The sequence below is a fragment of the Streptomyces sp. NPDC022910 genome (assembly GCF_055561075.1).
This window is the reverse complement of the sequence record NZ_JBVHHL010000014.1, coordinates 22,462-42,121: the sequence shown is the minus strand read 5'-3', so window position 1 is coordinate 42,121 and position 19,660 is coordinate 22,462. Positions and strand designations below refer to the sequence as shown.

The following is a 19,660-nucleotide window of genomic DNA, read 5'->3' as shown; positions in this document are numbered from 1 at the left end:
AAGTGCGCTCGACCACCGGCTGAGCGCACCCCGTCAGGACGATCGCACGAGAAAGACCCTCGCCATGCGCGCCACCACCATCCACGCTCCCTACGACATGCGGGTGGAGGACGTGCCCGAACCCGTGGTGCAGCTGCCCACCGACGCGGTCGTCCGTGTGCTGCGGGCCTGCATCTGCGGCAGCGACCTGTGGGCGTACCGCGGTGAGGCCCCCCGGCAGCCGGGGCAGCGCATCGGGCACGAGTTCCTCGGCACGGTCGAGGACACCGGCTCCGATGTGACAGGCCTCCGGCGAGGCGACCTGGTCGTCGCGCCCTTCATGTGGTCCGACGGCGTCTGCGACTACTGCCGCGAGGGGCTCACCACCTCCTGCGAGCACGGTGGCTTCTGGGGCTCGGTCGGCTACGACGGCGGACAGGGCGAGGCCGTGCGCGTGCCCTTCGCCGACGCCACCCTCGTCCGGCTGCCCAAGGAGGCCGTCTCCGACGACCGTCTGTTGTCCGGGCTGCTGACGCTCTCCGACGTCCTGGGCACCGGGCACCACGCCGCCCTCGGCGCGGGAGCCGGTCCGGGCGCCACGGTCGCCGTGGTCGGGGACGGGGCCGTCGGGCTGTGTGCCGTGCTGGCGGCCAAGCGGCTCGGCGCCGAGCGGATCATCGCGCTCGGCCGTCACCAGGTCCGCACCGACATCGCGCGCCGCTTCGGCGCCACGGACGTCGTCGCCGAGCGCGGGGAGGCGGCCGTCGAGGCCGTCCGCGAGCTCACCCGCGGCCAGGGCGCGCACGCCGTGGTAGAGGCCGTCGGCACCGAGCAGTCGATGCGGACCGCCGTGAACATCACCCGAGACGGCGGCGCCATCGGCTTCGTGGGCGTCCCGCACGGCAGCGGTACCGGGCTCGACCTGGGCGTCATGTTCGACCGGAACATCGCCCTGCGCGGCGGCGTCGCCCCCGTGCGCGCATACCTCCCGCAACTGCTGCCCGACGTCCTGGACGGCACCATCGACCCCTCGCCGGTGTTCGACCGGACAGTCGACCTGGAGGGTGTGCCCGAGGGCTACAAGGCGATGGACGAGCGCACCGCCCTCAAGGTGCTCGTCACCAACGGCTGATCACGACCAGCGGATCGGCGGCGGCAGCGCCGTCAGCAGTCCCGACACGGCGACGACCAGGCCCAGCGCCACCACCTCCGCGCGCGGGAGCACAGGCGTCGAGCGGGTCGTCGGTGTGCCATCCCGCCGTCGGCTGGTTCAGTCCCCGGGGGAGACCGGCGCCCACCGTGCAGCATCCGCGCCCCAGCGCCCCGGCGGTCGCGCCCGGTCCACCGGGCCGCCCGCGAAACCGACCGGCGGCAGCGCGTACCGTATTCGGCCCAGCACGCCGTCGGTCTCCGCGAGCCACGGGCCCGGGCCCTCATAGGCCGACCGCGCGCCCCCGGGGTCCCGGGGGGTGCCGTCCGGCAGCCAGGCCGCCGTCCGCGCCAGCGCCAGCCGTACGACCCGGCTCCCGCCCTCCTCCGTCTGCTCGGTGAGAGACCTCAGGACGGCCGCGGCCAGCAGATATCCCGTGCCGTGGTCGAGCGCCTGCGCGGGCAGCGCGCCCGGCCGCTCGGCCGACCCCTCGGTCACCGCGATCCCCGTGGCGACCTGTACCAGGCTGTCGGAGCCCCGCCGCCCGCCCCACGGCCCGTACGCGCCCCACGCCGACAACTGCGCCACGACAAGACCGGGCCGCCGCTCGGCGAGTTGCCCGGGGGCGAGTCCGAACGGGTCGAGCGCCCGGGCCGGTAGCCCAGGACGACCACGTCCGCCTCCGCCAGCAGGTCCTCCGGATGGTCGGAAATCAGATGGCGAAGGGGGCCGGGCAAGGGCCCGGCCCCCCTTCGTACGGACAAGGATTACTTCGTCACGGCCTTCAACGCGTTCACGGTGCCCCACCCGTAGAACCCGTTGTGGTTCTTCGAGCCCTTGCACACCGCGTCGATCTTGCCGTCCGCGTCGATGTCGTACGGATCCGTGCACGGCGTCGCGTCGGCCTCGGCATACAGCAGGGCCTTCACCAGACCGGCGGGTGCGTGCGGATGGCTCGACTTGATGAGGGCGGCCACCCCCGCGACGTGCGGGCTGGCCATCGACGTGCCCGCCATGTAGCCCCACTTGCCGCCTGGCAGCGGGCCGAGGATCAGACCGCTGGTGGCCGGCGGGGCGGGGGTCTGGTACCGGGTGGCGTCGCCGCCGGGCGCGGCGACGTCTATGACGCCCAGGCCGTAGTTGGAGAACGACGACTTGATGCCCCTCGCGCCCGTCGCGGCGACCGTCACCACACCGGGCAGCTGGGTCGGGATGTCGAAGCACTTGTGCGGGTCGATCACCCGGTCGCTCGGCGTGCCGTCGTTCGGGGAGGCCGGGTCGGTGATGGAGTCCGCGTCCAGGTCGTAGTTCTCGTTGCCCGCGGCCGCGACGTTGACCGTGCCCTTGCGCTCCGCGTACTGCGAGGCCCGGGTGATGGCGTCGACGAGCGCCTTCTGGTCCGGGTCGTCGGTGCAGTTGAAGTACCAGGGGTCGGTGTAATAGCTGTTGTTGGTGACGTCGACGTGGTGCTCGGCCGCCCAGACGAACCCACAGACGACGGCCTCGGTGTAGAAGTAGCCCGCCGTCGTGGCCACCTTGATGCCGGCGACCTTCACGCCCGGTGCGACACCGGTGATGCCGACGCCGTTCTTGGCACCCGCGATCTCACCCGCGACATGTGTGCCGTGCGGGCTCTCCGCCGCGCTCGGCCGCCAGGCCCCGTCGGTGGTGTCCGGCTTGCCCGACACACAGTTGGCGGACGCGTCGCGGTCGAAGTTCGGGGCGATGTCGGGGTGTGTGTCGTCCACTCCCGTGTCGATGACGGCCACGGTGACGTCGTGGCTGCCGAGCGTCTTCTCGTGCGCCTTGTCCGCCTTGATGGCGGGCAGGTCCCACTGCAACGGCTCCAGCGGGTCCTGCCCGTCGGCCGCCTGGGCGCTCGCGACCTCCTCGGAGGTGAGCACCTTCGGCGTGCCGACGTCGGTCGTCGACTGCGCGGGAAGGGGCGCGTTGCGGGTGGCGCCTGCCGACTGCACCCCGGGCACCGTGCGCAGGGTCTTCGCGAAGTCGGGGTTCGCGGAGTGGACGACGATCACGCCGATCCGGTCGTACGCGATCACGATCGTGCCGCCGGCCGCGGCTATCGCCCGCTGCACCGTCGAGATCGTGTGATGGTCCGTCCTGGTGTTGACGACGTAGGCCAGTTCGGGGCCCTCGGCGGTCTGGGCGGTGGCGGCGGTGCGCGGGGCGGCCGACGCGGCACCCGGCAGGAAGCCCAGGGAGGCGGTGAGCGACAGCACGACGGGCACGGCAAGGGCGAGTCGGCGTCTGGAACGCAGATGAGCCATGGGGTCTCCACATCATCCGGAAACGTGAACGAGCCGGAACACGGTGCGTGTCCGGCAGGTGCATGACGGGTGGTGCAGAGTGAAGCTATCCGTCGTCCCGGCTGGTCAGCAATCATTTCCGGGGACGACGTACGAAAGAAATAAAGGGAGTTGAACCGGGACACGCGCGGCGCCGTGCCCTTGTGCAGGGAGCACGAGGACGATCGAGGCCCCCTGTCGGATCACCGGCGAGCCCCTGGTTCGCCGCCGACCCACCGCCGTCACCGCACCCGCAACGCGAGGAGACTCCGTGGCTACCGACGCACCTCCCCCCTCGAGGACAGGACACAACCTGCCGTCCACCGAGGAGTTCACCGCGGTCCAGGAGAGCGCCGAATTCGGTGAACTGCGCGGCTCCTACCGCTCGTTCGCCTTCCCGCTGACCGTGGCGTTCATCGCCTGGTATCTGCTCTACGTCCTGCTGTCCAACTACGCGGGCGACTTCATGGGCACCAAGCTCTTTGGCAACGTCAACGTCGCCCTGGTGCTCGGCCTCGCCCAGTTCCTCACCACGTTCCTGATCGCGTGGTGGTACTCGCGGCACGCCGCCGCCAAGCTCGACCCCAGGGCCGAGGCCATCAAGTCCCGTATGGAGGGCGACGCATGAGCCACGAACTCGTCCTGGCCGCCGGTGAGGCGAGCGAGCACCGGCCGCTGATCATCACCCTGTTCGCGGTGTTCGTCGCCGCGACCCTCGTCATCACCGTCTGGGCGGGCCGCCAGACCAAGAGCGCCGCAGACTTCTACGCGGGCGGGCGCCAGTTCACCGCCTTCCAGAACGGCCTCGCCGTCTCCGGCGACTACATGTCCGCGGCGTCCTTCCTCGGCATCGCGGGCGCGATCGCCCTCTTCGGTTACGACGGATTCCTGTACTCCATCGGCTTCCTGGTCGCCTGGCTGGTGGCCCTGCTCCTGGTCGCCGAGCCGCTGCGCAACTCCGGCCGCTACACCATGGGCGACGTGCTGGCCTACCGCATGCGTCAGCGTCCGGTCCGTACCGCGGCCGGCACCTCCACGATCGTCGTGTCGATCTTCTACCTGCTCGCGCAGATGGCGGGCGCCGGCGTCCTGGTCTCGCTGCTGCTCGGCATCACCAGCGACGGCGGCAAGATCGGCATCGTCGCCCTCGTCGGCGTCCTGATGATCGTGTACGTCACCATCGGCGGCATGAAGGGCACCACCTGGGTGCAGATGGTCAAGGCGGTCCTGCTGATCGCGGGCGCCCTGCTGCTCACCTTCCTGGTGCTGCTGAAGTTCAACTTCAACCTGTCGGACCTGCTGGGCAAGGCCGCGAGCAACAGTGGCAAGGGGTCGGTCTTCCTGGAGCCCGGTCTGAAGTACGGCGCCACCGGCACGACCAAGCTGGACTTCATCTCCCTGGGCATCGCGCTGGTCCTCGGCACCGCCGGCCTGCCGCACATCCTGATCCGCTTCTACACGGTGCCCACCGCGAAGGCCGCCCGGAAGTCCGTGAACTGGGCGATCGGTCTCATCGGCGCCTTCTACCTGATGACCCTCGCCCTCGGCTTCGGCGCCGCCGCGCTGATCAAGCCGGACGAGATCATCGCCTCCAACAAGGCGGGCAACACGGCGGCACCCCTGCTGGCGCTGCACCTGGGCGGCGTCGACTCCAACTGGGGAGCGATCCTGCTGGCCAGCATCTCGGCGGTGGCCTTCGCCACGATCCTCGCGGTGGTCGCCGGTCTGACCCTCGCCTCGTCGTCGTCGTTCGCTCACGACATCTACGCGAACGTCATCAAGAAGGGCCAGGCCGACGAGAAGCAGGAGGTGAGCGCGGCCCGCTGGGCGACGATCGGCATCGGCGCCGTCTCCATCGCCCTGGGCGCCCTCGCCCGCGACCTGAACGTGGCGGGCCTGGTCGCTCTCGCCTTCGCGGTCGCCGCCTCCGCGAACCTGCCTACGATCCTCTACAGCCTCTTCTGGAAGCGGTTCACCACCAGCGGCGCGCTGTGGTCCATCTACGGCGGCCTGGTCACCGCCGTCGGCCTGGTGCTGTTCTCGCCAGTGGTCTCCGGCAAGGAGACGTCGATGTTCCCGGACGTCGACTTCCATTGGTTCCCGCTGGAGAACCCCGGCATCATCTCCATCCCGGTCGGCTTCCTGCTGGGCTGGCTCGGCACGGTCCTGTCGAAGGAGGAGCCGGACGCCGGCAAGTACGCGGAGCTGGAGGTACGGTCCCTGACAGGCACCGGGGCACATTGACGGACCCCCGGACCGACGGCCGCGTCGTAGGGATCTACGACGCGGCCGCGGCGTACCTCATGGGATCGCGCCGCTGTCTGTGTCAGTGGGGTCGCGTAGGCTCGCAGATGACGGAAAATATGTGATCCGCTACGAGGGAGGGGGCCCACGTGCTCATCGACACCTACGGCCGGGTGGCCACCGACCTGAGGGTCTCGCTGACCGACCGGTGCAATCTGCGGTGCACGTACTGCATGCCCGAGGAGGGCTTGCAGTGGCTGGCCAAGCCCGACCTGCTCACGGACGACGAGATCGTCCGCCTGATCGACATCGCGGTCACCTCTCTCGGCATCAAGGAGGTCCGCTTCACGGGAGGCGAGCCGCTGCTGCGCCCCGGCCTGGTCGGCATCGTGGAGCGCGTCGCGGCACTGGACCCCCGCCCGCAGATGTCCCTCACCACCAACGGCATCGGTCTCAAGCGCACGGCGACGGCCTTGAAGGCGGCCGGCCTGGACCGGGTGAACGTCTCGCTGGACACCCTGCGCCCGGATGTCTTCAAGGCCCTCACCCGCCGGGACCGCCACAAGGACGTCCTCGAAGGCCTGCAGGCCGCCCGTGCGGCGGGCCTGACCCCCGTCAAGGTCAACTCCGTCCTGATGCCGGGGCTGAACGCCGACGAGGCCCCCGACCTGCTCGCCTGGGCGGTCGAGCACGACTACGAGCTGCGCTTCATCGAGCAGATGCCCCTGGACGCCCAGCACGGCTGGAAGCGCGAGGGCATGGTCACCGCGGGGGACATCCTGGCATCGCTGCGCACCCGCTTCGAGCTGACCGCCGAGGGCGCCGGGGAACGCGGCTCCGCACCGGCCGAGCGCTGGACCGTGGACGGCGGTCCGCACCGCGTCGGGGTGATCGCCTCGGTCACCCGCCCGTTCTGCGCGGCCTGTGACCGTACGCGGCTGACGGCCGACGGTCAGATACGGACGTGCCTGTTCGCCACCGAGGAGACCGACCTGCGCGCGGCGCTCCGCTCCGGCGCCCCCGACGAGGAGATCGCCCGCATCTGGCGGCTCGCGATGTGGGGCAAGAAGGCCGGTTCCGGGCTGGACGACCCGTCGTTCCTGCAGCCCGAGCGGCCGATGTCGGCGATCGGGGGCTGACTCAGCGATCGGGGGGTGACTCAGCCCGTCGGTGAGCCGGTGCCGGGGGACTCCCAGTCCTCCAGCTCGACCACGTCCTTGAGGAACCCCCGCACGCTCAGGAACTTCGACAGATACTCACGGTGCTCCTCGCACGCCAGCCACGTCTTGCGGCGCTCGGGCGTGTGAAGCTTCGGGTTGTTCCAGGCGAGCACCCACACGGCGTCCGCACGGCAGCCCTTGGCGGAACACATCGGCGAGTCGGGGTCAGGTCCCATCACATCCACGACCCTAGCGTGCTCACCAAAGGCGACGCCGAGCAGCCACGGGGGGAGCTGCCCGGCGTCGGTCTGTCGCTCCGACGGGGGATGCGGAGCGCGTACGAAGTATGTCACGGGTGACCCACTGCCCGGCACTGGAACTACATGATTGATCTGAGCTTTTCCTGAGCTTGGTCCGGGGGCGTCATTCGGTGTCGGGGCGTTCCGCCGTGGTCAGGTTCGCTCGTGCGGTTCGGTCCGGACGCCCGCCGCGGACTCCGCCGGAATGTCTTCCGAGAACGGTTCCGCGGCGCCCTGCTCGTCCTCGGACGCGCTCGGGCGTGAAGCCCCCTCGTCCTGCGGCGGAGCGATCATCGGACGCATCGGTGCGCTGACGAACGTCGACGGGAGGGACGGTGCGTTCTCCCGTCCGGCGTTGGCGATGACGACGGCGATATAGGGGAGGACCGCACCCAGGACCAGTGCGACGACGGCGACCGGCCGCGAGACGTTCCACAGGGTGGCCGCGAGGATCACCGAGACCGTGCGCACGCTCATCGAGATGACGTAGCGGCGCTGCCGGCCACGCACGTCCTCGGCGAGACCCTGCCGGGCACCCGTGATCCGGAACACCTGGGCGTGACCGCCGCTGTTCAGCTTCCGCATCACATCCACCACCCGCCTGCCTCGGGCTCCCCTGCCCGTACCCGGTCCGTACCCGGTCAGGAGCCGGGCCCGAACATGCACAACGTTACGCCGCGCCTGCGCCGCGTTCGAGACCGGGGCACCTCCAGCCTGAGGGAGAGCGCTGCGCACTACCGCGTACGGGTGCGCCCGACATGCGCCGTATGGCGGACAGCCCGAGACTGGGCGTACTGCTCACGTCGCGCCGTACGAGGAGGCAGCCATGGGCTGGTTGTGGGCGATCATCGTCGGATTCGTGCTGGGCCTGCTGGCCAAGCTCATCCTGCCGGGCAAACAGCACAGCCCGCTCTGGCTGACCACGCTGATGGGCATGATCGGCGGCATCGCGGGCAACGCGATCGCACGCGCCATCGGGATCGCGGAGACCCGGGGCATCGACTGGGGCCGCCACGGCCTCCAGCTCGCCGCCGCGGTCGTCCTCGTCTTCCTCGGGGACATGGCGTACACCTCGGTGAAGGGCAGCAGAGGCAGAGAGCGGGCATGACGGCACGGGGAAGGGGGCGGCCCCCGGCGGGACCGCCCCCTTCCCCGCGCGTACGGGCGTGGTTCAGGCGCCGGTGACCTCGACCGCGGCCAGGTTCTTCTTACCGCGGCGCAGCACCAGCCAGCGGCCGTGCAGCAGGTCCTCCGCTGCGGGGACGGCGTCCTCGGCGGTCACCTTGACGTTGTTCACGTACGCTCCGCCCTCCTTCACCGTGCGCCGTGCGGCCGACTTGCTGGGCACCAGGCCGACCAACGCGAAGAGGTCCACGACCGAGGAGAGCTCGGTGACCTCGATGTGCGGCAGCTCGGCGAGTGCCGCGGCCAGTGTCCTGTCGTCCAGCTCCGCCAGCTCGCCCTGGCCGAAGAGGGCCTTGGACGCGGCGATCACGGCGGCCGTCTGGTCGGCGTCGTGCACCAGCGTCGTCAGCTCCTCGGCGAGCGCACGCTGGGCGGCGCGGGCCTGCGGACGCTCCTCGGTCTGCTTCTCCAGGTCCTCGATCTCTTCGCGCGACTTGAAACTGAAGATGCGCAGGAACTTGGAGACGTCCCGGTCGTCGGCGTTCAGCCAGAACTGGTAGAAGGCGTAGGGCGTGGTCAGCTCGGGATCGAGCCAGACCGTGCCGGACTCCGTCTTTCCGAACTTGGTGCCGTCCGCCTTGGTGATCAGCGGTGTGGCCAGCGCGTGCACCGCGACGTGCGGCTCCACCTTGTGGATCAGGTCCGCGCCTGCCGTGAGGTTGCCCCACTGGTCGCTTCCGCCGGTCTGCAGCGTGCAGCCGTACCTCCGGTACAGCTCGAGGAAGTCCATGCCCTGCAGGATCTGGTAGCTGAACTCGGTGTAGCTGATACCCGCGTCCGAGTGCAGCCGCCTGGCGACGGCCTCCTTCGAGATCATCTTGTTGACCCGGAAATGCTTGCCGATGTCACGCAGGAAGTCGATGGCCGACAGGCCCTGGGTCCAGTCCAGGTTGTTGACCATGGTCGCGGCGTTCGGCCCCTCGAAGTCCAAGAACTTCTCGATCTGGCCGCGCAGCCGCGCCACCCAGCCGCCCACCACCTCGGGGTCGTTCAGCGTGCGCTCCGCCGTCGGCTTCGGGTCGCCGATGAGGCCCGTGGCGCCCCCGACCAGGCCCAGCGGGCGGTTACCCGCCTGCTGGATCCGGCGCATCGTCAAGATCTGGACGAGGTTGCCGAGGTGCAGGCTGGGCGCGGTCGGGTCGAAGCCGCAATAGAACGTGACGGGGCCGTCCGCGAACGCCTTGCGCAGTGCGTCCTCGTCCGTGGAGAGGGCGATGAGCCCACGCCACTTCAGCTCGTCGACGATGTCCGTCACGGTTCTCGTGTCTCCTTGGATGATCCTCGGGCGGTCGGGTGACAGCCGACTACGAGGTTATACGCCCTGACTGACAGAGCTCATGTTGAAATCGGGCACCCGTACCGGAGGCATCGCGGCGCGGGTGAACCAGTCGCTCCATTCCCTCGGCAGCGTCTTCTCCGTGCGCCCGGCCTCGGTGGCGCGGCCCAGCAGGTCGACCGGGGACTCGTTGAAGCGGAAGTTGTTGACCTCGCCGGTGACCTCGCCGTTCTCCACGAGGTAGACGCCGTCCCGGGTCAGCCCGGTGAGCAGCAGCGTCGCCGGGTCGACCTCACGGATGTACCACAGACAGGTCAGCAGCAGTCCCCGCTCGGTGTCCGCGACCATCTCCTCAAGGGACCGGTCGGCGCCCCCGTCCAGGATCAGGTTCCCGATCGACGGCGTGAGGGGAAGGCCGGTCAGGCCGGCGCTGTGGCGGGTCGTCGTCAGATGCCTGAGATCGCCCCCGCCGATCCACTCGGTGGCCTTCAGCGGCAGCCCGTTGTCGAACACGGACGCGTCGTCGCCCGAGGCGTGCGCGATGACGAAGGGCGCCGTCTCCAGGCCGGGCTCGTTCGGGTCGCTGCGCAGGGTCAGCGGCAGCTCGGAGAGCTTCTCCCCGACGCGCGTGCCGCCGCCGGGCTTGCTGAACACCGTGCGGCCCTCGGCCGCGTCCCGGGCCGCCGCCGACCACATCTGGTAGATCAGCAGGTCGGCGACCGCGGTCGGCGGCAGCAGCGTCTCGTACCGGCCCGCGGGCAGCTCGATCCTGCGCTCCGCCCACGCCAGCCGTTGGGCCAGCTCCGCGTCCAGCGCCGCCGGGTCGACGTCCTTGAAGCCCCGGGTCGAGCGTCCCGCCCACGCCGAGCGCGTACGGTCCGGCGACTTGGCGTTGAGCTCCAGCGTGCCGCTCGGCTGATCGTGACGCAGCCGCAGTCCCGTCGACGTACCGACGTACGTCGAGACGACTTCGTGGTTGGCGAAGCCGTAGAGCTCGCGGCCGCCCGCACGCGCGCGTGCGAACGACTCGCCGAGTGCCGGGGCGAAGTCCGCGAAGACGGCCGACGAGGTCTCGGCGGGCGCGTCCGTGAAGTCCGGCGCCTGAGGCACCCCCGTCACCAGCGGCTGTGCGTCCTCGGCCGGCCCCGCGCCGCGGGCGGCGGCCTCCGCGGTCCGTACGAGCGACTCCAGCTCGCCGGCGGTGACGGCCGAGCGAGAGACGACCCCGGACGCCGTGCCCTCCTTGCCGTCGACTGTCGCGATGACGGTCAGAGTGCGCCCGCGCGTGACACCGTTCGTGGTCAGCGCGTTGCCCGCCCACCGCAGATTGGCGGTGGAGTGCTCGTCGGCGATGACGACGCACCCGTCCGCGCGGGACAGTTCGAGAGCACGCTCGACGATCTCGTGCGGCTTGTTCGTACGGGCGCTCATCGACCGGCCTCCTGCGTGGTGTTGAGGATGTTGACGCCCTTGAAGAGGGCCGAGGGACAGCCGTGCGAGACCGCCGCGACCTGACCCGGCTGGGCCTTGCCGCAGTTGAAGGCGCCACCGAGGACGTATGTCTGTGGGCCGCCGACGGCTGCCATGGAGCCCCAGAAGTCGGTGGTCGTCGCCTGGTACGCGACATCCCGCAGCTGGCCCGTGATACGCCCGTTCTCGATCTTGAAGAACCGCTGACCGGTGAACTGGAAGTTGTACCGCTGCATGTCGATGGACCAGGAACGGTCCCCCACGACATAGATGCCGCGGTCCACACCACCGATCAGATCCTCTGTGGACAGCCCCGCCGGATCCGGCTGGAGCGACACGTTGGCCATGCGCTGCACCGGCACGTGCGAGGGCGAGTCGGCGTACGCGCACCCGTTGGACCGCTCGAACCCGGTCAGTCTGGCGATGCGCCGGTCCAGCTGGTAGCCCACCAGCGTCCCGTCCTTGACGAGGTCCCAGGACTGGCCCTCGACGCCCTCGTCGTCGTACCCGATCGTCGCCAGGCCGTGCTCGGCGGTGCGGTCACCGGTGACGTTCATCCGCTCGGAGCCGTACTTCAGCTTGCCCAGCTGGTCGAAGGTGGCGAAGGAGGTGCCCGCGTACGCGGCCTCGTACCCGAGCGCCCGGTCCAGCTCGGTGGCGTGCCCGATGGACTCGTGGATGGTCAGCCACAGATTGGACGGGTCGACCACCAGGTCGTACACGCCCGCCTCGACGCTCGGCGCGCGCATCTTCTCGGCGAGCAGCTCGGGGATCTGCGCCAGCTCGGAGTCCCAGTCCCAGCCGGTGCCCGTCAGGTACTCCCAGCCACGGCCGACCGGCGGCGCGAGGGTGCGCATCGAGTCGAACTCGCCGGTGGACTCGTCGACCGAGACGGCGGTGAGCTGCGGGTGCAGCCGCACGCGCTGCTGGGTGGTCACGGTCCCCGCGGTGTCGGCGTAGAACTTGTTCTCGTGGACGGTCAGGAGCGAGGCATCCACGTGGTTGACGCCGTCGGCCGCCAGCAGCCGCGCGCTCCAGTCCGCCAGCAGCCCCGTCTTGTCCTCGTCGGGCACGGTGAAGGGATCGATCTCGTACGCCGAGACCCACGTCTTCTCGGCGTGCACCGGTTCGTCCGCCAGTTCGACCCTGAAAGGCGCGGGAGGTGCCCCCACGCCGGAACCCGCCGCCTTGATCACCTGTGCCGACAGCTTCGCCATCGCCACCGCCTGCGACGCCACCTTGGCGGCGGCGTCCGGCGTCAGATCGACACCCGAGGCGAACCCCCAGGCCCCGCCGTGCACGACCCGCACCGCGTACCCCAGGTCGGTCGTGTCCGACGACCCGGAGGGCCGGCCGTCGCGCAACCGCCACGCGGCACTGCGTACCCGCTCGAACCGGAAGTCCGCGTGCTCGGCCCTCAGCGACCGCGCGCGTGCCAGCGCCGCGTCGGCCAGGGCCCGCAGCGGCAGTGCCGTGAAGGCTTCGTCGATGGAATGAGGCACGGAGGTCTCCCTGCTGTCGTGGCCTGTCGGGTCCGATCATGTCCCGCGAGCGGGTCCGCGGACCACACCTTTCCGTCCTGCGGCGGGACCCTTTGCCTCCGGTGACCGTTCAGGCGCGGATCACTCCCCGCCACTTCTGTAGGGATCCGACAGCCAGTCCCGTTCGCCACTGTCGGTGCCCGATTGTCCGTGCGGCGGGCCGGACCGATAGGTTTTCGCCGAAGGCGCCTGTCTTGCAGGGGTCACAGACCGCTATCGAAAGGGTGATCCGTTGAGCCGCTCGGTTCTCGTCACTGGAGGCAACCGGGGCATCGGCCTCGCCATCGCCCGCGCGTTCGCCGACGCCGGCGACAAGGTCGCGATCACATACCGCTCGGGTGAGCCGCCGGCCGACTTCCTCGCGGTCAAGTGCGACATCACCGACACCGAGCAGGTGGAGCAGGCCTACAAGGAGATCGAGGCCGAGCACGGCCCGGTCGAGGTCCTCGTCGCCAACGCCGGCGTCACCAAGGACCAGCTCCTGATGCGCATGTCCGAGGAGGACTTCACCTCCGTCATCGACACCAACCTCACCGGCACCTTCCGCGTCGTCAAGCGCGCCAACCGCGGCATGCTGCGCGCCAAGAAGGGCCGCGTCGTCCTGATCTCGTCGGTCGTGGGGCTGCTCGGCTCGGCCGGGCAGGCGAACTACGCCGCCTCCAAGGCCGCCCTGGTCGGCTTCGCCCGCTCCCTCGCCCGTGAGCTGGGCTCGCGCAACATCACCTTCAACGTCGTCGCCCCCGGCTTCGTCGACACGGACATGACCAAGGTGCTCACCGACGAGCAGCGCGAGAACATCGTGTCGCAGGTGCCGCTCGGCCGGTACGCGCAGCCGGAGGAGATCGCCGCGGCGGTGCGGTTCCTCGCCTCCGACGACGCCTCGTACATCACTGGAGCCGTCATCCCCGTTGACGGCGGACTGGGAATGGGTCACTGATCACCATGAGCGGAATTCTCGAGGGCAAGCGCGTCCTGATCACCGGTGTGCTGACGGAGTCCTCCATCGCCTTCCACACCGCCAAGCTGGCCCAGGAGCAGGGCGCCGAGATCATCCTCACCGCGTTCCCGCGGCCCACGCTGACCGAGCGCATCGCCAAGAAGCTCCCCAAGCCCACCAAGGTCATCGAGCTCGACGTCACCAACGACGAGCACCTCGGCCGCCTGGCCGACGTCGTCGGCGAGGAACTCGGCGGCCTCGACGGCGTCGTGCACTCCATCGGTTTCGCCCCGCAGGACGCGCTCGGCGGCAACTTCCTCAACACGCCGTTCGAGTCCGTGGCCACCGCCATGCACGTGTCGGCGTTCTCCCTGAAGTCGCTGACCATGGCCTGCCTGCCGCTGATGCAGAACGGCGGATCGGTCGTCGGCCTCACTTTCGACGCGCAGTACGCCTGGCCGCAGTACGACTGGATGGGCCCGGCCAAGGCCGCGCTGGAGGCCACCAGCCGCTACATGGCCCGTGACCTGGGCAAGCAGAACATCCGCTGCAACCTCGTCTCGGCGGGCCCGCTCGGCTCGATGGCCGCCAAGTCCATCCCGGGCTTCAGCGACCTGGCCTCCGTGTGGGACAGCCGCTCCCCGCTGGAGTGGGACCTCAAGGACCCGGAGCCGGCCGGCCGCGGCATCGTCGCCCTGCTGAGCGACTGGTTCCCGAAGACCACCGGCGAGATCATCCACGTGGACGGCGGACTGCACGCCATCGGCGCCTGACCGGCGCGATCGCGGACGCCCCGTTTCCCGCAACCGCGGGGAGCGGGGCGTCGCCCGTTCGGAGCAACTGACAGGGCCCCGCGGGCCGAACACCACGCACGCTGGGAGTACGACCGCCCCGCAGCCGAACGGCCCAGGAGGTCCCCTTGTGCGCTTGTCCCGCCGCTTCGCTCCGGCCTTCCTGGCCATCGCCCTGGTGACGTCGCTGCCGTACGACGCCCTGACGCATGCGCGCGGGAAACACACCGTGCCGCACGCGCGCGTAGAGGCCGGGAAGAGCCCTGACCCGCAGCCCTTCGGGTCCGAGTGCCGTGTCCGAGTCACGGGCTCGGAGGTCGTCGCCTACTGCCACAACCCCTATCCCGACACCGATCACGTGAGTCTGCACATCGAGTGCGCTCACTGGTGGGACCTGGACACCGACACCGCCCCGGTGGACGCCGGGCCGGCGATGACCGTACGACTGACCGGCCGGTGCTGGGAGAACGTGCGCTCGGCGTGGGCCGGACACGCCCGGTGAGGCGGGGTCATCGGCCGGCGGACTTCGGACGCCCCGGGCGGCACATGAACGGATAGCTCGCCGCCTCAGCGGCCGCCGCGGCCGCGTCGCCCGCCCGGATGGCGTCCATCAGCCCCGTGTGGTCCATGTACGTCTCCGGTGTCAGTTCCTCGCCGACGTCGTCGCGCAGCCAGTCCCGCAGCACCTCGCCCAGGTCCGCGTACATCGCCGTCATCACGTCGTTGTGGGACGCGGCCACCACCGCCATGTGGAACGTCGCATCGGCGGTCACGAACGCCTCCGCGTCCCCGGACTCCCATGCCTCCTCGCGGCGCACAAGCAGCGCGTCCAGCTGCTTGAGGTCGCGCTCGGTGCGCCGCTCGGCGGCCAGCTGGGCGGCGCCCGACTCGAGGGTGGAGCGCAGCTCGGCGATGTGGTTCGGGTCGGCGTCGGCGAAGCGGCGGTGCATCACGCCCGCCAGCTCGCTGGTCGCCGCCACGTAGGTGCCCGACCCCTGGCGGATGTCCAGCAGACCGTTGTGCGCGAGCGCGCGGACCGCCTCCCGGACCGTGTTGCGGGCGACCCCGAGCTGCCCGACCAGCTCGGGCTCGGTGGGGATGCGCGAGCCCACCGGCCATTCGCCCGACGTGATCTGGTTCCGCAGTTCGGCGATGACCTGCTCGGACAGCGCGGATCGGCGGGGATGGCTCAGCGGCATGACGGTCCTTCGTGCGGGCCCGGGTCGAGGGCCTTCAAGGATGTCGGGGGCTTCAAGGACTCGGAGCGTAACGCAGCGGAAAGTGGGCAGCCAATCATCCCATGATTCTATGATGGCTCTCATGGCACGCGAGGAGACCGGGACGACGGCGTCCGCACCGATGCGCAGCTCCGTCGGGACGGGCACAGGAACGGGGACGCAGACGAGGACCGGAAGCGATGCGTTCCGTACGCGCGCCTGGACGACGCGCGTCCTGGCCCTCGGCATCGTCCTCACGGCGCTCAGCCTGCGCCCCGCCATCACCAGCCTCGGCGCCCTTCTGGAAGAGGTGCGCGACGGGCTCGGCATGAGCGGCAGCGTCGCGGGGCTGCTGACCTCCGTACCGCCGCTCTGCTTCGCCGCCTTCGGGGCCATGGCGCCGCGGCTCGCACGCCGCTTCGGTCCGAGCGCCGTGGTCTGCGCCGGAATGGCCGCTATCACCGCCGGCCTGGTGATCCGCCCCTACGCCGGGAACACCGTCGGCTTCCTGGCCGCCAGTGCGCTCGCCCTGATGGGCATCGCCGTCAGCAACGTACTGATGCCGGTGGTCGTCAAGCGCTGGTTCCCCGACCGGGTGGGCTCCATGACGGGCCTGTACTCGATGGCGCTCGCCCTCGGCACGGCCGCCGCGGCGGCGGTCACGGTGCCCATGACCGACGCGCTGGGCGGGAGCTGGCAGTCGGGGCTGGCTGTCTGGGCGGCGCTGTCGGCGGCCGCCGTCCTGCCCTGGATCCCCTTCGTACGGGCGCGGGGCGCGGGTTCCGCGGACTCCGCGGACTCCGCGGACTCCGCGGACTCCGCGGACTCCGCGGACTCCGCGGACTCCGCGGACTCCGGCCGGGGAGAGTTCGACGGGCTGCGGATCACCCGGAGCCGGACCGCTTGGGCGCTGGCCGTCTTCTTCGGGCTCCAGGCCACGGCCGCCTACATCACGATGGGCTGGATGGCGCAGATCTTCCGCGACGCGGGGGTGGCCGCCGGCACGGCCGGTCTGCTGCTCGCCGTCACGATGGTGATGGGCGTGCCCCTCGCCTTCGTCATCCCGCGGCTGGCCACCCGGCTGCCGCACCAGGGCCCGATCGTGGTCGCCCTCGGCGTGTGCGGTCTCGCCGGGTACGCCGGCCTGTACTGGGCTCCGGCGGGCGGCGCCTGGGTGTGGTCGATACTGCTCGGCATCGCCAACTGCGCCTTCCCGCTGGCGCTCACCATGGTGGGGATGCGGGCACGGACGGGCGCGGGGGTGGCGAAGCTGTCGGCGTTCGCACAGAGCACCGGGTACCTGCTGTCGGTCCCGGGGCCGCTGCTGGTCGGTGTCCTCTACCAGCACAGCGGCGGTTGGGGCCTGCCGCTCGCCCTCATGGCCGGGCTGATGGTGCCGCAGACCGTCGTGGGTGTCCTGGCGGGCCGCGACCGGACGGTGGAGGACGAGGCGACGCGCTGAGCGGCCAGGCCCGATGGGGCGCGACGAGCGCCGGCCCGGTCCGGGGTGCCGCCGACCCCGCCGGAGCCCGGACGGGAACGGGGTGCGAAACTGACCGCATGCCCGTGCTCGACCCGAATCCCAAGAACGGCCAGAAGAAGATGCTGCTCGTCTTCGGCACGTTCTTCGCCATCTTCGTGATCATCGCCGTCATCGCAACGATCGCCTCACCCTGACGACAGGACCTGGGTGGGGCTGGCCCCACCATCCCCTAGGGGGTCAGTGTCAGGGTCAAGTGGGTGGATCACCGGATGGGTTGACGGCTCCCGAGTCCGTAGCTTCGAGGTGTGGCCGCGAGGGGCGGACCATGCACCACCCGGAGATCCACGGAGGCGGTCATGTCGGCCCGTACGCACCCCCGGCCCCACCCGGCGACCACGGGCGGCGTCGACATCCGGCTGCCGTGGTGGGCCCTCGCCCTGCCCACGCTGGCCTTCATCCTCCTGCTGGCGCTGATCCTCAACCCGGCGGACGCGGGCGCCGGCGGTGACCCCGCCCTCAGCCACCTCGTCGAGCGCATCCAGCAGACGATGACCCACCACGCGCCGTGACACCACCCCACCCGCCCTGGCGGCCCGGGCGCCAAGTCGGCCTCGTCCTCCCAGGTGGGGCGGTCGGGCGACCGGGTGAGCCACCCGTGCGCAGGCGCGCGCCCGACGCCGTCAACTCCCTGCGCTCCCTGGCCTGTTTCATGCGAAGCTGGGACCCATGAGCTCCGCAGAACCCCGCAGGATTGTCCTCTTCCGGCATGCGAAGGCCGACTGGCCGCAGGTGCCCGACCACGAACGTCCGCTCGCTGACCGGGGCCGCAAGGACGCGGCTGTCGCCGGACTCAAGCTGGCCGACACCGGCATCCCCTTCGACCTGGTCCTCTGCTCGACCGCGGCGCGCACCCGCGAGACCTGGAAGCTCGCGGTCCAGGAGTTTCCGCACCGGCCGAAAACCATCTATGAGGAGCGGCTCTACGAAGCCTCGCCCGGCGAGCTGATCGCAGTGCTCAACGAGGTCCCCGACGACGCGCGGAACGTGATCCTGATCGGTCACAACCCCGGCATCCAAGGGCTCGCGGAGATCCTCGCCGGTGCGGCCCAGGACGACGCCCGCGAGCGGTTGAGCCGGCGCGGCTTCCCGGCCGGCGCCTTCGCCGTGCTCTCCTTCGACGGCTCCTGGAAGTCACTGGAGCCGGGCACGGCGACCCTGGTCGACTACTGGGCGCCGAGCGAGTAGCCACCTACGGAGCGGGACGGGGCCCGGCACCCGCACGGTTGCCGTGCCCCGCCGGCGTCCCTGTACCGCTCCTGTGCGGACTCAGTGCGTGTCGTCCTGCGTGTCGGCCGCCTCGACCTCTTCCCGGGTGACGCCCAGCAGATACAGGACGGTGTCCAGGAAGGGGAAGTTCACCGCGGTGTGCGCGGCCTCGCGCACGACCGGCTTGGCGTTGAAGGCGACGCCGAGACCGGCCGCGTTCAGCATGTCGAGATCGTTGGCCCCGTCACCGATCGCCACGGTCTGCGCCAGCGGCACACCCGCCTCGGCGGCGAACCGGCGCAGCAGCCGTGCCTTGCCCGCCCGGTCGACGATCTCCCCGACGACCTTGCCGGTCAGCCTCCCGTCGACGATCTCCAGCGTGTTGGCCTGCGCGAAGTCGAGCCCGAGCCGTTCCTTCAGATCGTCCGTGACCTGGGTGAAACCGCCGGAGACGACCCCCACTTGGAAGCCGAGCCGTTTCAGCGTACGGATCAGGGTCCGCGCGCCCGGAGTGAGCCGGACCTCGGCGCGCACCTTGTCGACCACCGACGCGTCGAGCCCCTTGAGGAGGGCTACGCGCGCGTGCAGCGACTGTTCGAAATCCAGTTCGCCGCGCATGGCGGCCGCCGTCACCTCGGCGACCTCCGCCTCGCAGCCGGCGTGCGCCGCGAACAGTTCGATGACCTCGTCCTGGATGAGTGTCGAGTCCACGTCCATGACGACCAGACGCTGGGCCCGGCGGTGCAGACCGGCAGCGACGACGGCGACGTCGACACCGAGTGCCGCGGCGTCGGTCACAAGGGCGGTGCGCAGCGGCTCGGTCTCCACACCGGACACGGCGAACTCGACGGCCGTCACGGGGTACTTGGCGAGCCGGAAGATACGGTCGATGTTGCCGCCGGTACCGGCGATGCGGGCGGCGATGGCCGCCGTCGACTCGGCGGTGAGCGGGTGGCCGAGGACGGTGACGAGTGAGCGCCCGAGGCCCCGCGGACGGTTGTCGCCGATGCCGGAGATGATCTCCGCCTGCATCTTCACGGACTCCGCCCAGCTGTGGACGGTGGCCCGCAGATCCCCCTCGAGCCCGGACGGGGGCACGGTCACGAGGGCGCACAGCACCATCCGGCCCCGGGTGACGACCTGCTCGATGTCGACGACGTCGACGCTGTAGGCCGCGAGGGTGTCGAAGAGGCCGGCGGTCAGGCCGGGCCGGTCCTTGCCGAAGATCTTGACAAGGAGGGTGGGGGCGTCGGAGGTCTGCGAAGCGCTCATGGTGCTTCCACCGTATCCGGCACCCAGTGCCTTCCGCGCTCCCGGTCCGCCCAGCGGACGGGGAACAGTGGGTGGCGGTCAGAT

At 70.6% G+C, this 19,660-nt stretch carries 20 protein-coding genes and 1 pseudogene; 12 read left to right on the top strand and 9 right to left on the bottom strand.

Translation table 11 applies throughout. The annotated features are described in order from the left end of the window. Positions 1-64 precede the first annotated feature (64 nt). A complete protein-coding gene (locus ACZ3TS_RS16035; protein ID WP_467618113.1) occupies positions 65-1,111 on the top strand; it encodes a zinc-dependent alcohol dehydrogenase family protein in 1,047 nt (348 codons plus the stop codon). Between the two features lie 138 nt (positions 1,112-1,249). Here ACZ3TS_RS16035 and ACZ3TS_RS16030 read toward each other — a convergent pair. Together ACZ3TS_RS16030 and ACZ3TS_RS16025 are read right to left on the bottom strand one after the other, a co-directional pair. Further along, a pseudogene (locus ACZ3TS_RS16030) lies at positions 1,250-1,827 on the bottom strand (CoA transferase); the annotation flags it as partial. Between the two features lie 69 nt (positions 1,828-1,896). Beyond that, positions 1,897-3,417, bottom strand: coding sequence for a S8 family peptidase (locus tag ACZ3TS_RS16025; RefSeq protein WP_467618112.1), 1,521 nt, complete (start codon positions 3,415-3,417; stop codon positions 1,897-1,899). A 289-nt stretch (positions 3,418-3,706) separates the two neighbouring features. Here ACZ3TS_RS16025 and ACZ3TS_RS16020 point away from each other — a divergent pair, with 289 nt between their 5' ends. From ACZ3TS_RS16020 to moaA, 3 genes are all read left to right on the top strand, one after another. After that, positions 3,707-4,063 (top strand): DUF485 domain-containing protein, encoded by a 357-nt coding sequence (locus tag ACZ3TS_RS16020; RefSeq protein WP_467618110.1) that lies wholly within the window; start codon positions 3,707-3,709, stop codon positions 4,061-4,063. Beyond that, complete coding sequence (locus tag ACZ3TS_RS16015; protein ID WP_467618108.1) at positions 4,060-5,679, top strand: solute symporter family protein; 1,620 nt, start codon at positions 4,060-4,062, stop codon at positions 5,677-5,679. Before ACZ3TS_RS16020 ends, ACZ3TS_RS16015 begins: the two co-directional genes overlap by 4 nt. 149 nt (positions 5,680-5,828) lie before the next feature. Continuing rightward, positions 5,829-6,818 (top strand): GTP 3',8-cyclase MoaA, encoded by a 990-nt coding sequence (gene moaA, locus ACZ3TS_RS16010; protein WP_467618106.1) that lies wholly within the window; start codon positions 5,829-5,831, stop codon positions 6,816-6,818. A 20-nt stretch (positions 6,819-6,838) separates the two neighbouring features. Here moaA and ACZ3TS_RS16005 read toward each other — a convergent pair whose 3' ends face one another. Beyond that, entirely contained in the window at positions 6,839-7,075 is a 237-nt protein-coding gene (locus tag ACZ3TS_RS16005) for a hypothetical protein (RefSeq protein WP_467618105.1), read from the bottom strand. A 216-nt stretch (positions 7,076-7,291) separates the two neighbouring features. After that, positions 7,292-7,723 carry a DUF3099 domain-containing protein gene (locus ACZ3TS_RS16000; protein ID WP_467618103.1) on the bottom strand — a complete coding sequence of 144 codons (432 nt, stop codon included), beginning with the start codon at positions 7,721-7,723 and terminating at the stop codon, positions 7,292-7,294. A gap of 241 nt (positions 7,724-7,964) precedes the next feature. Between ACZ3TS_RS16000 and ACZ3TS_RS15995 the strand changes: the two genes are divergently transcribed. Beyond that, positions 7,965-8,246: a GlsB/YeaQ/YmgE family stress response membrane protein gene (locus ACZ3TS_RS15995; RefSeq protein WP_467618101.1), complete on the top strand. Its 282-nt coding sequence runs from the start codon at positions 7,965-7,967 to the stop codon at positions 8,244-8,246. A 63-nt stretch (positions 8,247-8,309) separates the two neighbouring features. On the opposite strand, the gene tyrS is transcribed toward ACZ3TS_RS15995, so the two are convergent. From tyrS to ACZ3TS_RS15980, 3 genes are read right to left on the bottom strand one after another with little or no spacing between them, the layout of a single operon-like run. Next, positions 8,310-9,578, bottom strand: coding sequence for a tyrosine--tRNA ligase (tyrS, locus tag ACZ3TS_RS15990; RefSeq protein ID WP_467618099.1), 1,269 nt, complete (start codon positions 9,576-9,578; stop codon positions 8,310-8,312). Between the two features lie 57 nt (positions 9,579-9,635). Beyond that, positions 9,636-11,030, bottom strand: coding sequence for a metallopeptidase TldD-related protein (locus tag ACZ3TS_RS15985; RefSeq protein WP_467618097.1), 1,395 nt, complete (start codon positions 11,028-11,030; stop codon positions 9,636-9,638). Then, positions 11,027-12,571: a TldD/PmbA family protein gene (locus ACZ3TS_RS15980; protein WP_467618095.1), complete on the bottom strand. Its 1,545-nt coding sequence runs from the start codon at positions 12,569-12,571 to the stop codon at positions 11,027-11,029. The genes ACZ3TS_RS15985 and ACZ3TS_RS15980 overlap by 4 nt, the downstream gene beginning before the upstream one ends. A 271-nt stretch (positions 12,572-12,842) precedes the next feature. On the opposite strand from ACZ3TS_RS15980, the gene fabG reads away from it, so the two are divergent. The 3 genes from fabG to ACZ3TS_RS15965 all read left to right on the top strand — a co-directional run bounded on the left by fabG (position 12,843) and on the right by ACZ3TS_RS15965 (position 14,840). Then, a complete protein-coding gene (gene fabG / locus ACZ3TS_RS15975; protein ID WP_467618094.1) occupies positions 12,843-13,547 on the top strand; it encodes a 3-oxoacyl-[acyl-carrier-protein] reductase in 705 nt (234 codons plus the stop codon). A 5-nt stretch (positions 13,548-13,552) separates the two neighbouring features. After that, positions 13,553-14,320: an enoyl-ACP reductase FabI gene (gene fabI / locus ACZ3TS_RS15970; RefSeq protein WP_467618092.1), complete on the top strand. Its 768-nt coding sequence runs from the start codon at positions 13,553-13,555 to the stop codon at positions 14,318-14,320. Positions 14,321-14,468: 148 nt separating this feature from the next. After that, positions 14,469-14,840, top strand: a complete 372-nt coding sequence (locus ACZ3TS_RS15965; RefSeq protein WP_467618090.1) for a hypothetical protein — start codon at positions 14,469-14,471, stop codon at positions 14,838-14,840. 7 nt (positions 14,841-14,847) lie between these two features. Here ACZ3TS_RS15965 and ACZ3TS_RS15960 read toward each other — a convergent pair whose 3' ends face one another. Further along, entirely contained in the window at positions 14,848-15,537 is a 690-nt protein-coding gene (locus tag ACZ3TS_RS15960; protein WP_467618087.1) for a FadR/GntR family transcriptional regulator, read from the bottom strand. A gap of 121 nt (positions 15,538-15,658) precedes the next feature. On the opposite strand from ACZ3TS_RS15960, the gene ACZ3TS_RS15955 reads away from it, so the two are divergent. The 4 genes from ACZ3TS_RS15955 to ACZ3TS_RS15940 all read left to right on the top strand — a co-directional run bounded on the left by ACZ3TS_RS15955 (position 15,659) and on the right by ACZ3TS_RS15940 (position 18,283). Then, positions 15,659-17,017 (top strand): CynX/NimT family MFS transporter, encoded by a 1,359-nt coding sequence (locus tag ACZ3TS_RS15955; RefSeq protein ID WP_467618085.1) that lies wholly within the window; start codon positions 15,659-15,661, stop codon positions 17,015-17,017. 98 nt (positions 17,018-17,115) lie between these two features. Beyond that, on the top strand, positions 17,116-17,232 hold the full coding sequence (locus ACZ3TS_RS15950; RefSeq protein ID WP_107116635.1) for an SGM_5486 family transporter-associated protein: 117 nt from the start codon (positions 17,116-17,118) through the stop codon (positions 17,230-17,232). Between the two features lie 162 nt (positions 17,233-17,394). Continuing rightward, positions 17,395-17,607 carry a hypothetical protein gene (locus ACZ3TS_RS15945; protein ID WP_467618083.1) on the top strand — a complete coding sequence of 71 codons (213 nt, stop codon included), beginning with the start codon at positions 17,395-17,397 and terminating at the stop codon, positions 17,605-17,607. Between the two features lie 157 nt (positions 17,608-17,764). Continuing rightward, the gene (locus ACZ3TS_RS15940) at positions 17,765-18,283 is read left to right on the top strand and encodes a SixA phosphatase family protein (protein WP_467618080.1); all 519 of its coding nucleotides are present in this window, start codon (positions 17,765-17,767) and stop codon (positions 18,281-18,283) included. Positions 18,284-18,364: 81 nt separating this feature from the next. Here ACZ3TS_RS15940 and serB read toward each other — a convergent pair whose 3' ends face one another. Next, positions 18,365-19,576, bottom strand: a complete 1,212-nt coding sequence (serB, locus tag ACZ3TS_RS15935; RefSeq protein ID WP_467618079.1) for a phosphoserine phosphatase SerB — start codon at positions 19,574-19,576, stop codon at positions 18,365-18,367. Between the last annotated feature and the right edge of the window lie 84 nt (positions 19,577-19,660).